The organism is Streptomyces sp. NPDC021115 (assembly GCF_044333065.1).
Taxonomy (GTDB): domain Bacteria; phylum Actinomycetota; class Actinomycetes; order Streptomycetales; family Streptomycetaceae; genus Streptomyces.
The window spans coordinates 1-13,847 of record NZ_JBIRQF010000032.1 but is presented as its reverse complement, the minus strand read 5'-3'; the positions used below and the strand labels follow the sequence as shown (position 1 = coordinate 13,847).

Genomic DNA, 13,847 nt, shown 5'->3' with positions numbered 1-13,847 from the left:
CGGAGACGGACGCTATGGACCATCTGGCAGAACTCAAGGAGTTCGCCCGGCTGCACGGACGCGGCCAAGGCCTGACGGAGCAGCATGTCCAGGCCGTACTGTCCCGGATCACCGGCGACCGCCCCGGCGACCCCCACTCCTGGGCGCAGGTGTGGACCGCCGAGGGTGACGCACTGATGCAGGGAGGCCACCCGCTCGACGCCTGCCGCCACTACGCGCTCGCCCGTTTCCCCCACCATGGCGACGAGGACCGGCTGCTGGCCCAAGACCGCTGCGTCGAGGCTTTCGACACCTGGCGGCGCAGCGGCCGGGGCGGGATCGAGCGGCTGGAGTTCGACCACCCGGACGGCACCATGGCCGCTTGGGCAGCCGGACTGTCGGCCGACCGGCCGCGGCGCCTGTTGCTGATCATGGGAGGCATCGTCAGCGTCAAGGAGCAGTGGGCACCGCTGCTCCCGCTCTTCGCCCGGCTGGGCTTCGCAGCTGTGGCCACCGAGATGCCCGGGGTCGGCGAAAACACCCTTGTGTACCGGGCCGACTCCTGGCGCCTGCTGCCCTACCTGCTCGACGAGCTGGCGGGCCGGGCACGGGTCACAGAGACGGCGATGCTCGCCCTCAGCTTTAGCGGGCACCTGGCCCTGGCGGCCGCCGCCGAAGACGCCCGCATCCGCAGCGTCCACACGGTCGGAGCCCCCGTCTCCGACTTCTTCACCGATCCTGCCTGGTGGCCGGAGGTGCCAGGGATCACCGTGGAGACTCTGCGCCGCCTCACCCGCACCGAGGACGACGACGAACTACGCAGCGTACTGGCCCAATTCCCGCTCACGCCGCCCCGGCTCGGTTCGCTGGACATCCCCGTCGGATACGTGGCCAGCTCGCGCGACGAGATCATCCCGCAGACCGAACACCGTCGGCTCGCCCTGCTGCTGCCGCAGGCCCGGTTCAAGGTGTTCGACGATGTCCACGGCTCCCCGGAGCACGTGGGCGAGATGCGCCGCTGGCTGGTTCTCTCCCTGCTGCGCGCCCGCCTCGGCGGACGACGGGCAGTCCGCGCCGGCTGAGCGAAAAACGGAGGCCGTGCGACGGGAAACCTACCCTGCCGCACGGCCGGTCCGAGATCACAGCCGCTGAGGGAGCCGCTGGGCGGGGACACCGATGGTGCGGTCCGCGGCGGACCGGGCGAACGAATGCCGGCCCGGGGCCAGCAGCCACATGCCCGGACCCACCTCCACCGCCGCCACCCGATCCTGCGGAGAAGTGATCCGTCCCGCCGCTCGGCGAGAGTACTCCGCCCAGCGGTGGTCACCGAGCCGCTGAGCCGCCCGCCCGCACTCCGCAAGCTGCCGCAAGGCGTCCTCAGCCAGTCCCTGACTCAGGTCCACCATCGCCAGACCGCTCAGCGCGACCACGACCCCCCGCAGGTCGTGGCCGGCCGAGCAGACCGCCAGTGCTCTGCCGTACCTCCTGGCGGCGGTCGGCAGACGGCCCTGGCCCAGCAGCACGTCGGCCTCCCCGATCGTGCAGCGTGCGGCGCCGAGCTGGTCGCCCACCAGACCGAACAGCCGCCGGGCCTGGTCGTACCGGCCGAGCGCCCGGTCCGCCTCGCTCCGCTGCCAGGCGAGATCGCCCAGCGAACGGAGCACTGCCGCCTCGGCCGCCCGCGAGCCCGCCCGGCACGCCGCGTCCAACGCATGCCGGTGGGTCTCCTCCCACTCCTCCCAGGCCGCACATGTGTGGAAGTACCCGGCGGCACTGCTCGCCAGCTCCCACACCATGGCCCCCAGCCCGGCCTCGTGCGCCAGCCGCACCGACTCCACCAGCCCGGCCGCCTCCTCCCGGAACCAGGTAAGCGGCGAGTACCGGTCCAGTACCGGATCCTCGACGTACGGCGAAGGCTCCGGCGACACATCCCCGCTCCGCGGGATCCGGCCGGGTGCGAGCACCGCGTCGGCCCGTCGGGAGAGCGTCAGAAAGGCGCTGCACAGGCGCTTTGTCGCCTCGTGCAGCGACTCCTCGCTCTCCTCCTGGCGCAGTTGCACAGACAGCACCCGCAACAGCTCGTGGAACCCATAGCGGACCTGACGTCCGTCCGGCTGACTCCTGGTCTCCAGCAGCTGTGCGCGGACCAGACCCTCCACCAGCTCCTCGGCGACGGGCAGGGACACACCGAGGAGCGCTGCCGCCGTCCACAGCGCAAAGTCGGGCGCGGGCGCCAGCCCCAGCAGTCGGAAGGCTCGCTGCTGCTCCGGTTTCGCCTCCAAATAGACCGTCATCAGGCAGGCCCTCAGGTCTAGGTCGCCCTCGTGCAGCCGCTGCAACCGGGTGCGTTCATCTCGCAGCCGGGCCGCCAGGCCCGCGGCGGTGGTGTGCGGACGGGCGACCAGCGAAGCGGCCGCGACCCGCAGGGCCAGCGGCAGATAGCCGCAGAGCCCGGCGATTTCAGCGGCGGCCACTGGGTCGGCCGCCATCGGCTCGCCCCCGTTGGCATGGAGCATCTCCATCGCCTCGTCTGGTAGCAGCGGCTCCAGGACGAGGTGCCTGGCACCGTCCAGGGCCGACAGAGTCCTGCGGCCGGTGATGATTACCGAGCAGTCGCCGACCGCCGATAGCAGCGGCCGCACCTGCGCTTCGGAACCGGCGTCGTCGAGAACCAGCAGCAGTCGCCTGCCCCTCACCGCTTCCTGCAGGGACGCGGTGAGCCGTCCGCGGTCGGCAGGGAGCGGACCCACCGGGCACTGCTCTTCCTCCGCACCGAGCAGCCGCAGTAACGACGCCGCTGCCTCCTCGGTGGTCAGATGTCGGCCGAGAGCACCACGCAGCCGGAGCAGCACCTGGCCGTCGGGGAACGCGTCCGCCACCTGCCGGGTCAGATGCATCGCCAGTGCCGTCTTGCCCACGCCGGCGTGCCCGGCCACGGTCAGCAGCTGCACTGGACGCTCTCCGACTTCGCCGCGCAGCATTCGTTCGGCCGCGGCGGTCGCCTCGTGGCGGCCGATAAACCCGATTGTCTCGACAGGCAGTTCCTGCAGCGGCACCGTGGACGGGGCGACCGCGGGGGCGCCCGGTTTGAGCGGTCTCCAGTCCAGGGACGGATCGGAGCGCAGGATCCGCTCCTGCAAACGCCTGACCGCGCGCCCGGGTTCCACGCCGAGGTCCTCGACCAGCGAGCGCCGCAGTCTGCCGTAGATGCGCAGAGCGTCCGACTGGCGGCCGGTGCGGTACAGCACCACCATGAGATGCCCGTGCAACGACTCCCGCAGGGGGTGTTCGGTGGCCAGGGCCATCAGCTCCCCGGTGAGTGCCCTGTGCCGCCCGAGCCGCAGATCCGCCATGATCCGCTGCTCCAGGGTCTCCATCCGCAACTCGTCCAGCCGGATGGCAGAGCTCTCCAGGCGTACACCGTGCGGCACCCCGGAGAGCGCCGGCCCGGTCCACACCCCCAAGGCGTCGTGCAGTAGTTCGGAGGCGTCGGCGTACTCGCCCTTTTCGTAGGAGGTACGGCCCGCCGCGTTCAGTGCCTCGAAGCGCGCCAGGTCGAAGTCTTCGTCGGGCACTCGCAGCAGATAGCCCGGTGAGCGGGTGAGGAGGAGCCCTTCGGACGTCTGGTGGGGGCGTTCGGCCTCGGCCAGGAGCTTGCGCAGTTGCGATACGTAAACCTGAAGGGTGGTGGTCGCGGTGCGGGGTGGTTCGGTTCCCCAGAGTTCGTCGATCAGGCTGCTCGCAGAGATGACCTCCCCGGCTCGCACCAGGAGGGTCGCCAGCAGTGCGCGCGGTTTGGCGGCGGATGGTGTGTGTGGGGACAGGGAAACCGGTCCCAGGATCCGGAAACGCATCAGTTCGGTCCTCAGTAGGCGGTTGGGGAAACGGACGGTTCGTGGGCAGCCCGGTCCCAGGGCCGCCGGACGGACTCCCGGTTGCTCCGGGCAACTTCGGGCCGTCGAGATTCGGCGTCCTGGCACGTGCGTGAGCACGCTGGCTGTAGCGGGTCAGCAGTCCTGTAGGAGAGAGACGGAGGCGCTGGCCACGATCCGGCTGCCCTGGCTGAAGACGGCCCGCATCCGGGCGACGGGACGGCCAGCGGTGTCCCGGCTGGGGCGGCGAGGGGAGACCGTGCAGGTCAGCGGCAGGTCTGTGTCCCCAAGGCCGCGGTAGGAGGTCCGCCAGTGCGTCAGAACGGCGTGGCCGGGTTCGAAGCCGTGTAGTTCCGAGGCCACCAGTACGGACGCCTGCCGGGACGCCTCGAGGAACAGCGATCCCGGAATGGGCCCTCCGGACGTTGGGTGGAAGACCTCGTGCTCCGGGGCCGGATCGACCGGCAGAATGTACTCCCCGTCCAGCACCCGAAGCGGCGGCCCGACCAGCACATTGCGCGGGTCGTCGCGGCCAACACGGGCCGGGGGCAGGGACTGGCCCGCGCCGACGGGTGCTGTCGGGCAGGTGTCATTCAGGCTTTCGCGCCTGCCCCGTGCGCGGTGACTCTGGAGAGCCCCTGGCATGACGAACACCAGCCGGGTCCGATTCAGCCCGCAGCTCATGCCGCCGATGGTCACCTTGGCCACCGACTCCAGACAGCGCGGGATGCCGTTGACCACGTCACTCGGTGTGAGGGTGAGGTCCATGGCCAGGTGGGCGGCCCGTCCGGTACGGCGCCACGGGGTGAGGTCGAGGATGTCGGTGCTGCTGGAGACAAAGGCTCTGGGCCGGTTGGCGGGCACCCGGAAGTACTGCTGAGCGACGAAGTGCGCCGCCTGATGCATCGTTTCAACAGGGAACAGTACGTCGTGGAAGATCCCCGGCCCGTCGGTGAACAGGTCGTGGTCGTCCGGTAGTTCCGTGGACAGGACGAAGTGCTGCTCCTCGGGCGCCGTGGTGTCCAGGACAAAGCCCTCGGCGGTGGCTGGCCGGCGCAGCAGATGCAGCGGCGCTGGCACGGCCTTCGTGGTGGCAGGGCCTGAGCTCTGGGAGAGCGGGTGGTCGGAGGGGAACGGGAGCGCAAAATCCATGGAGTGGTCCTCAGACTGACGGCGCTCGGAGCGTCGGATCGGGTGGAAGTGGCGGCCTTCCGCGGGCGCTACCCGCGAGGTGCGGATACTGTCCGCAACGCCGCGGAGGTGACCACGCGCAGAGAGCGCGCGGCCTCGACTGACGCGCAGCCGGCCAGCCCGAGCGCGTCCCGCAGCTCCTCGGCCAGCATGCGCAGGACGTCGCCGACTCCGGCCTGGCCGTTCGTGGCGAGCCCCCAGAACACGGGTCGGCCGACGAGGACGCCGCGAGCGCCGAGCGCCACCGCCTTGACGATGTCGCTGCCGGTGCGCACCCCGCCGTCGACCAGGATCTCGCACCGGTCGTCCACTGCGTCCCGGATCTCCGGGAGCACCGCCATCGGCGGTACCGCACCGTCGAGTTGGCGCCCTCCGTGGTTGGAGACGACGATCGCGTCGATTCCCCGGGCCGCCGCCTCCCGCGCGTCTTCGGGGTCGAGAACCCCCTTGAGGATCAGTCGGAGACCGGTGCGCTCACGGAGCTTTTCGATGTGTTCCCAGGAGAGCGATGCCGTCATGAACGCCTTGGTGTGTTCCGCCACCGCGGACGTCCGGGACCGGTGGGCGTGGGCCCGGGATGCGGCGCCGTCACCGAGGTGCGAGGCCTGGACGTCCGGCGGGAGGGTGAACCGGTTGCGGACGTCGCGCAGACGGCGCCCCATCCACGGCAGGTCCACGGTCAGCATCAGCGCCTCGCAGCCGGCCGCCTCGGCTCGGTCCACGAGGTCGAACAGGCGCGCCTCGTCGTTGAGCCAGTAGAGCTGGAGCCACAGACGACCACCCTGGGCAGCGATCTCCTCCAGCGGATAACTGCTCAGGGTCCCGGTGACGAAGGGCACCCCGGCGTCCCTGGCCGCGCGGGCCACGGCCGGTTCGCCGTCGGGATGGGCGAGCCGGTGGTAGGCCATGGGGGCGATGGCCAGCGGCGCCGAGGCCTCCCGACCCAGCAGTGGGGACCCGGTCGAGCAGTCGGCGACGTCCCGCAGGACGCGCGGCACCAGGTGCAGCTGTTCGAAGGACGCGAGGTTGGCACGGAGCGAGGACTCCGTACCGCTGCCGCCCATGATGAAGTCCCAGATGTCTGTGGGCAGGACTGCGGCGGCAGCCTGCTCCAGATCCTGCAGGCAGGCCGGCTCGGACTGCGACCAGGCGGTGTCCTCCTCCCGGACCGGCCCGGGTACGGAGGAATACGAGGAGTGCGTGGTCACCGCGCGGCACCGCCTTGTCTGGCCCGCTCCAGCTCGACCGCTTCGTACAGCGCCTTGATGTTGGAACTGCCGAAGGTCTCCGCGCCCAGACGCTCGATGACCTCGAAGAAGAGGGAGCGGCGCGGGTGCGAGGAGCGGGTGAAAATCTGGAACAGCTGGCCGGCATGGTCCTCGTCCACCAGGAGGTTCCACCTGCGCAGGTCGTCCATCGGATGGTTCTTTGGCGACACCCGCCCTCCCAGGAGGTCGTAGTAGGAGCCGGGCGTGGTCAGGAACTGCACCCCGCGTCCGGACAGCGCGCCGACGGAGCGCACGGCGTCCTCCACGGAGAACGCGATGTGCTGCACGCCGGAACCGTCGTGACGGGCGAGGAACTCGTCGATCTGCCCGGGTTCGGCGTTGACATCGGGCTCGATGACGGTGAAGGTCACCGACTTCGAGGTGCTCTGGACGACCTTGGAATTCATCCCCTGGTCACCGATGACTATGTGCTCCTTGAAGACCGAGTCGAAGCCCAGTACCTCGCAGTAGTAGTCCACGGTCTGCTGCAGCTCGCCCGCCTTCACGCAGACCGCGAAGTGGTCGATCTCCTGGAGACCGACGGGCTGCGCGCCAGTGCGCGCCGCCGTCAGTGCGGCAGGGTCGGCGACCAGTCCCCGGGGCAGCGTCGGCTCCGTGCCGCCATCCGGAACCAGTGTGTGCACGACATCGCCGAAACCGCTGACGGTCGCGGTCTCCCCGCCCGCCGGATGTGGCGCCGGGGCGGCCATTGGCCGCGCCCCGCGCCGGACGGCCTCAGCGAAGGCCGCGCTCACATCGGGGACCCGTACGGCGATGTCGGCCACCCCGTCGCCGTGGCGCCGGGTGTACTGGCCGATGGGATGGTCCTGCGCCCGGCTCTCGGTGAGGACGAGTGTGATGCCACCCTGCGCGAGGGCAATGCACCTGAGGCCGTCCCTGGTGGAGACCTCACGGGCCACCACCTGGAACGCGTACTGCTCGACCCACGCGGCCGTGCTCGCATCGAGGTCTTCCACACCGAGCTCGACGTAGTCGATGCCGAGATCGCCGTAAACTGCAAACTCACTCACGTGTTTGTTCTCCTCAGAAGTGTCGCGGTGCAACGCCGGTACGAGGCCGACGTCCCGGCTCGAGAACCGAACGCGGGACGTCGGCCGTACGCCTTCTCACCCGGGGCCGATACCGTTGGGCGAGGCAAGCAGAGTCGCTGCCGGTCAGCTGTCGGCCATGGCGTCGGCCAGGCTCTTGGGACGCATGTCGGTCCAGGCCCCTTCCACGTAGTCCAGGCATTCTTGGCGGCCGGCCTCACCGAAGACGGTGTCCCAGCCCTCGGGCACGTCTACGGAGGCGGGCCACAGCGAGTGCTGGCCCTCCGCGTTGCGCAGCACGAAGTACGTGGCGTTGTTGTCCTCGAACGGGTTTGTCACTGTCGTGTTCCTTTGCTGTGTGGGCTGACGGTCCGTGGGCTGACGGACCGTCGGTTCAGGTGACGGCCGGTGCACCGATGCGGGAGAGCACGTCCCGCAGCAGGGCGGCCCGGTAGTCGGAGAGGTAGAAGTGCCCGCCTTCGAAGGACCGTGCGGTGAAGCGGGCGCTGGTGACAGATGCCCAGGCCGCCACCGAATCGGCGTCGACATCGTCGTCGTCATCGCCGTAGTACGCGACGACGGGCGTGCCCAGAACTGCACTGGTGTGCCCTGCCCGGTACTCCTCCACGATGCGGTAGTCGGCGCGGATGGCGGGAAGGGCCAGCTCCAGCAGGTCAGGATGATCAAGTGCGGCCGCATCCGTGCCGCCCAACTCCTTGAGGTGCTGGACGAGTTCCGCTTCGGAAGCGGTCGAGTAGGCCTGTTCCGGGGTGGACTCCCGCCCCGGGCCGGACCGTCCGGAGACGAACAGCCCCGCGATGTGGGCGCCGTGCACTTCGCACAGTCGTCTGGCGACTTCGAAGGCGACCGACGCGCCCATGCTGTGGCCGAACAGGGCCAACGGCCGGTCCAGCAGCGCCAGGCACTCCGCGACTGTCGGTGCCACCAGGTCCTCCATCGTCTCCGCGAGCGGATCGACCAGCCGGTCCTCCCGCCCGGGGTACCGCACCGCGCGCAACTCGACGTCGTCGGGGACGAGGGGCCCCCACGGTTGGTAGAAGCTCGCCGTGCCACCGGCATGCGGGAAACAGACGATGCGCGTCCGCGGGTTCGCGGACGGCTTGACTACTCGTAGCCACTGCTGTGCTGGGCGCACGTCATTCCTCTCGGCCTCGGTCTCGATGGGCCCTGGTGCCCACAGCGATGGGGCGGGCGTCGGATGCGTGTCAGGAAGCCTTTGCTTGCTCCCGGACGAAATCGGCGAGCCGGTTCAGCCCTTCGTGGATCTCCGCCGGAAGCAGATGGCTGAAGGACAGTCGCATCACATTGCGTGGCTCGGAGCCCGCGTAGAAGTGGTGCAGCGGCGTCCACAGCACCCGGTGCTTGCCGGCGCTGAACTCCAGCAACTCGTCGCTCGCGGCGAAGGGAACGGCCAGCAGCAGAAAGAATCCACCGTCCGGGATGTTCCAGGACACGCCCGGCACCTGCCCGTCGCCGAAGCGCGTGGCCAGGCCGTCCAGCATCAGCCGGAGGTTCTTGCGGTACGTCTCCCGCTCACGTGTGTTGGCTGCCCGCAGGCTGTGCCTGTTCTCCAGCAGCTTCCCGGCGATGACGGCCTGGGCGATCGGCGAGGTGTTCACCGTCGTCATGCTTTTGATCTTCGCCAACTCGTCGGCCAGCAAGCCGGTCCCGCCCCGTGCGTCGATGACGGGCTGGTCGGCGACGGCGTATCCGACCCGGGCACCCGGCAGCCCCGTCTTGGCGAACGAGCCCAGGTAGATGACGCGTCCATCGGTGTCGAGGGCCTTCATCGTCCGGGGCCCGTCGTCGCCGAGCAGACCGTACGGATTGTCCTCCAGCACCAGGAGATCGAGCTCCGAGGCGGCCCGCAGGGTCCGCAGCCGCTCCTCATGGCTCATCCGCACCCCAGAAGGGTTGGCGAAGTCCGGCACCAGGTAAAGGGCTCGCGGGCGCAGGCCCTCCGCCTTTGCCTTACGCACCACAGCCACGAGGTCATCCAGGTCGACACCGGTCGAGGACTCCTCGACCGGCAGCAGTGGCATGTCCACGAGCTGCGCCGCCCCGTGTACCCCGACGTAGCAGGGCGACACCGCCAGTAGCGCGTCCTCGGGAGTGGCCCGTAGGGCCCGCAGGCTCAGATAGAGAGCCTCCTGGCAGCCCACGGTGATCACGATGGACTCCGTGTCCACCGTGATGCCCTCGTCGACGGCCAAGTGGGCCGCGACCAGCTCGTGGATCACGCCCTTGGTGCGCCCGTACTGCAGCACGGTGCGCCGGACTCGTGCCTCGTCACCGTCGAACCGATCGGACAGGTACCGGCGATAGACATCGAGGTAGCGGTGAACGTCGTCGAGGTCGAAATAGCCCTCGAAGGGGCGGCCCGCAGCGAAGGACACGGCGTCCGGGTACTCCTGCGCCACCTCGTTGAGGAAGTTCATGGACGCGCTCACCGGGGAGTTCAGAGAGTCGTGCAACTCCCGCACGTCGAGTTGCGGGCAAGAGCGTTCCACGGCCGGGTTGCTCATCGTTCCTGGTTCCCTTCTGACGGTAATCGCGCTGGCCCGTGGGGGGCGAGGGTGTGCGCTCTGCTGCCGTACGTAAAGGCATCCAGTACCTTCACCGCGACCTCGTCGGGGGAGTCGGTCTTCTTGACCAGCCAGACCTGCGGCTCCTCGGCCCTGGTGCCGGTGCTGATCTTCTTACGTCCGCCACCGGTCACGTTGAGCAGGCACTTTGCGTCGGACGGCAGCAGCTTCGCTCGTACGGCGTTGCGCAGCGCCGCCACGGCGACCGCGGGGGCCGGCTCGATGTCGATCCCCTCCAGCTCTTCGAACATCGCACGAGCGGCTGCTGCCTCGCTCCGGTCGGCGACGAGCACGTCACCCGAACTCGACCGCAGGATGTCCCGGACACCACCGGCTACGAGGTAGGGAGGAGTCGCATTGGCCAGCTCCGGGGCGTACAGATCGAGCGGCGCCTCGACGTCGCCGAGGCCGGGTTCCTGTTTCCACGCCCTGCTCAGGGGCGGGTAGTCGGCGTTCTGGCACAGGAACATCCGTGGGACCGACTGACCGTCGGCCGAACCGGACGCGATGACGCGCTCCCACGCCTCGTGGCTGGCGATCGCTCCGGCGCCGCTTCCCACCGCCTGGAAATAGAAGTTGGGAAGTGTCCCCATCTCTTCGAAGGCGGCCAGGGCGACCACGCTCAGACCGTCCCGGCGGCCGACGTTGCGCACACCACCTTCGGCGAAGAACTCGGGGCTGGAGGAGACGACCTTCCGGCTGAAACCGATGACATCGTTGTACGTCGCGTCCTCAAGTGCCACCACCTGTACATCGGCTGAGGTTCCGTCGGCTGCGGCCAGCACCACGGGCAGCGCCTGGCTCGGGATGATGAGCAGGCGCGGGATGTCTTCGCCTCCGGCGGCGGCGAAGGCCGCCGCGGTGTTGCCCGCCGACGCGACCACCATCACACCGGCCCGTTGGGGAGTGCGCCCGAGCACCGTGAAGGCTTCCAGTTCTTTGAAGGAACCGGAGACCATGCGGCAGCCCCGTTCGGGCCAGTACCCGCTGAAGGAGATCCACAGGTCCGTCAGACCGAGCTCTCTCCCCAGTCCTTCACTGCGATACACCACGGGCCGGCTGGACCCCTCGATCTCACGTTGGACCGGAAGCCAGCCGTAGCGAAAGATCCCGGATTTCTCCGGTGCGATAGTGAACTGCTTCGCCGTGTACTCAGTACGCAGCAGGGTGTCGTCCCCGCATCGCGGACAACTCATGCAGAGCCCGTCGTCGGAACTCCCCCAATCGCAGCCGGCGCACACAAGTAGGTAGGGACAAGCAGGTTCCACGGAGCGCTTTCCTTTCGTATCGAACAATGTTCTCGCCAGGCAGCACACCACCTGTCCAACGGTTTTGCGGAGCAGGCGCCTGCACTTTGCGAAAGGTTTACGTCCCGGCCAATTGCATGCCGTGGCGCGAACTCGACGGACACACCGGTGCCAAACCCGCATGGCGGCATGACATCGGTCTGCAAAAAGGGAAAAAGGCGCTAAATGATTCCTTCGCTGACCTTTGAAGTGAGAGTAGTTCCAGCTATGGCAAAGGCGCGGCAGCCGTAAATCGGCATGCGTGTTCCCGTGCCGGCTGAACGCTCGCGCACTGAGCGAAATTGATCACCATCGAGGCTGCGCCAGAAGGGTCTGGCCAAGCACGCGCTCGGGCGAGGCGATATCAAGGAGATCGCCTGATGTCAACCGTGGTGAAAATAAACCTAAAAATGGCCCTACCCCCCGTCGTCCCCCGCTTGACGTACGTACGCTCGCATGCATGCGATGCAGAACATAGACGCCGCACTGGGGGCTTTCATATGACACAGATCACATTGCGCGTGTCGAGGTGATCAATTACATTGGACCGCCGCCTGCTCGGAACCGGCCTGGATCCTACTGCTTGTACAGGGCGACGGGGTCTTGGGTAATCGTCGCACGTCGTTCGTGATGTGGTTTTCTGTGCGGTGAACACGCTAGCCATACGGGGGGAAGCTATGTGTGCACAAGCAAATTCTACATGCCTCGTCGAAGGTAATGGTCTGAGGCCCCGCGCCGCGGAGTGTCGTGTTTCGGTGGAACTCTCCTTGAGGCTCGGCGGTCGTGAACGGCCGCCACAAAAGTTCTCTGTTGGCGTGTCTGCGGCAGTCGGTCCGCATGGATCCCGCTAACTCTGTTGCCGAAGCTCGGCACGGCTGATATTGAATTCTTCGCGGCGTGGATGCGCCGCCTCGCCACGACGGTTGTGCGTCCTTCGCCGGTTGCGCACCCTTCGTGAAGCTAAGCTGTCAATTCCCTTTGGTGGTCGCGCGTACTTCGGCCGTGCCTACCTCCCATGGGGAGGTCTTCAGGGGCGAAAATCGCAAGCCCTGCACTCGCGCATGCCTGAAAAATCTTTATTGACGGGATGATGGAGCGGTATGAGCACATCAGAAGTCGGCGCTGTCCACATGGAGCTCTCTGCCGCGCAGCGAGGCATCTGGAACGCTCAGCAGATCGACCCGGACAATCCCATCTACAGCGTCGCCCAGTACCTGGAGATTACGGGCGACCTGGACACGCAGCTGTTTGAGTTCGCTCTGCGGGAGGTCATCCGCCGGACCGAGCCGCTCCACGTGCGCTTCACCGGCTTCGGGACCACGCTGCGGCAGTATGTGGCCGTCACGGACGACTGGCCCCTGCACACCTTTGACGTCAGCGATGAGAACGACCCGGTCGCCACCGCCGAAGCCTGGATGCATGCCGACATGGCCCGGCCGATCCGGCTGGACGGCGACCGCCTCTTCACCCACGCCCTGTTCCGCCTCGCAGCCGACCGCTACTTCTGGTACCAGCGCGCCCACCACGTTGCCGCCGACGGGTTCAGCGGGGCGATCGTCAGTTCCCGCGTGGCCGCCCTCTACTCTGCCCTTGCGGCCGGAGCCCCCGCGCCCGAGCAGACCACGGCATCACTGGCCACCCTGCTGGACACGGACGCTGAGTACCGTGCCTCGGAGAACTACGCCGAGGACCGCGCGTACTGGACTGAGGCGCTGGCCGGCCGCCCGGAGGTGTCGAGCCTCAGCGGCGGCCGACCACCCGTCGGCACTCCGCACGCCCTGGCGCGACACGTCGAGACCGTCGACACCGAAACCTCCGCGAACCTCCGCCGTGCTTCACGGAAACTGAGGACAACGGTGTCAGGGCTTGCCATCGCCGGGGCGGTGCTTTACCTCCACCGCATGACCGGAGCGGAGGACGTCGTCATCGGCGTTCCTGTTCTCGGCCGGACCCGCAAGGAGATCGACGTCCCGGGCATGGCGGCGAACATGTTGCCGATCCGCGTGGCCGTGTCGGCCGACATCTCTCTTCAAGAGCTCGTCAGCCGCGTGGGATCGGCCATCCGGAAGGCACTGCGTCACCAGCGGTACCGCTATGAGGACATGCTCAGGGACCTCAAGCTCGTTGGCCGCGGCAACCTCTTCAGCCTCGTCGTGAGCGCCATGCCGTTCGACTACGACTTCGCCCTCGGGGAGTGCTCCGTACAACTGAAGCCGCTGGGTGGCAGCCACTTCAACGACTTCTCGCTGTCGCTCTACGACAACTCCTCCGATGGCCTCATCGGAATCGCTTCGGACGCGAACCCCGAGCTCTACGACACCGAGTCGAACCGCAGCAAGGTCGAGCACTTCCGTAACGCCCTGATCGCGATGGCCGAGGCCACCCCCGACACCCTGGTCGGTGGGGTGGAGGTGTTGGGTGAGCGGGAGCGTGAGTTGGTGGTGTCGGGGTGGAATGACACGGCGCGTGAGGTGTCGGCGGGGACGTTGCCGGAGTTATTTGAGGCGCAGGTGGTGCGGTCGCCTGATGCGGTTGCGGTGGTGTTCGGTGGTGGTGCGGAGCGGGAGTCCGTGTCGTATGCGGAGTTGAATGCGCG

10 protein-coding genes are annotated in these 13,847 nt (G+C 68.2%); 2 read left to right on the top strand and 8 right to left on the bottom strand.

The genetic code is table 11. From position 1 onward, the window contains the following. Positions 1 to 14: 14 nt before the first annotated feature. Positions 15 to 1,061 carry an alpha/beta hydrolase gene (locus tag ACH4TL_RS44350; protein WP_398331194.1) on the top strand — a complete coding sequence of 349 codons (1,047 nt, stop codon included), beginning with the start codon at positions 15 to 17 and terminating at the stop codon, positions 1,059 to 1,061. A gap of 57 nt (positions 1,062 to 1,118) precedes the next feature. Here the strand turns inward: ACH4TL_RS44350 and ACH4TL_RS44345 are convergent, their stop codons facing one another. From ACH4TL_RS44345 to ACH4TL_RS44310, 8 genes are all read right to left on the bottom strand, one after another. Continuing rightward, positions 1,119 to 3,833 carry a BTAD domain-containing putative transcriptional regulator gene (locus ACH4TL_RS44345; protein ID WP_398331197.1) on the bottom strand — a complete coding sequence of 905 codons (2,715 nt, stop codon included), beginning with the start codon at positions 3,831 to 3,833 and terminating at the stop codon, positions 1,119 to 1,121. Between the two features lie 153 nt (positions 3,834 to 3,986). Next, positions 3,987 to 5,003, bottom strand: a complete 1,017-nt coding sequence (locus ACH4TL_RS44340) for an AfsA-related hotdog domain-containing protein (RefSeq protein ID WP_398331200.1) — start codon at positions 5,001 to 5,003, stop codon at positions 3,987 to 3,989. A gap of 68 nt (positions 5,004 to 5,071) precedes the next feature. Next, positions 5,072 to 6,250: an alpha-hydroxy acid oxidase gene (locus ACH4TL_RS44335; protein WP_398331203.1), complete on the bottom strand. Its 1,179-nt coding sequence runs from the start codon at positions 6,248 to 6,250 to the stop codon at positions 5,072 to 5,074. Next, entirely contained in the window at positions 6,247 to 7,341 is a 1,095-nt protein-coding gene (gene hppD / locus ACH4TL_RS44330) for a 4-hydroxyphenylpyruvate dioxygenase (RefSeq protein ID WP_398331206.1), read from the bottom strand. The genes ACH4TL_RS44335 and hppD overlap by 4 nt, the downstream gene beginning before the upstream one ends. A 144-nt stretch (positions 7,342 to 7,485) precedes the next feature. Continuing rightward, positions 7,486 to 7,698, bottom strand: a complete 213-nt coding sequence (locus ACH4TL_RS44325; RefSeq protein ID WP_398331209.1) for an MbtH family protein — start codon at positions 7,696 to 7,698, stop codon at positions 7,486 to 7,488. Positions 7,699 to 7,753: 55 nt separating this feature from the next. After that, a complete protein-coding gene (locus tag ACH4TL_RS44320; RefSeq protein WP_398331212.1) occupies positions 7,754 to 8,515 on the bottom strand; it encodes a thioesterase II family protein in 762 nt (253 codons plus the stop codon). A 70-nt stretch (positions 8,516 to 8,585) separates the two neighbouring features. Further along, the gene (locus ACH4TL_RS44315) at positions 8,586 to 9,905 is read right to left on the bottom strand and encodes a PLP-dependent aminotransferase family protein (protein WP_398331215.1); all 1,320 of its coding nucleotides are present in this window, start codon (positions 9,903 to 9,905) and stop codon (positions 8,586 to 8,588) included. Beyond that, positions 9,902 to 11,284, bottom strand: coding sequence for a cysteate synthase (locus ACH4TL_RS44310; RefSeq protein WP_398425488.1), 1,383 nt, complete (start codon positions 11,282 to 11,284; stop codon positions 9,902 to 9,904). Before ACH4TL_RS44310 ends, ACH4TL_RS44315 begins: the two co-directional genes overlap by 4 nt. A gap of 1,067 nt (positions 11,285 to 12,351) precedes the next feature. On the opposite strand from ACH4TL_RS44310, the gene ACH4TL_RS44305 reads away from it, so the two are divergent. Next, the coding region (locus tag ACH4TL_RS44305; protein ID WP_398331221.1) for a condensation domain-containing protein at positions 12,352 to 13,847 on the top strand (1,496 nt) is incomplete at its 3' end.

What these genes read in the sequence shown, in the direction of transcription:
- ACH4TL_RS44340 (WP_398331200.1), bottom strand. Translation starts at nt 5,003, where the DNA reads ATGGATTTTGCGCTCCCGTTCCCCTCCGACCACCCGCTCTCCCAGAGC.
- ACH4TL_RS44345 (WP_398331197.1), bottom strand. Translation starts at nt 3,833, where the DNA reads ATGCGTTTCCGGATCCTGGGACCGGTTTCCCTGTCCCCACACACACCA.
- ACH4TL_RS44350 (WP_398331194.1), top strand. Translation starts at nt 15, where the DNA reads ATGGACCATCTGGCAGAACTCAAGGAGTTCGCCCGGCTGCACGGACGC.
- ACH4TL_RS44315 (WP_398331215.1), bottom strand. Translation starts at nt 9,905, where the DNA reads ATGAGCAACCCGGCCGTGGAACGCTCTTGCCCGCAACTCGACGTGCGG.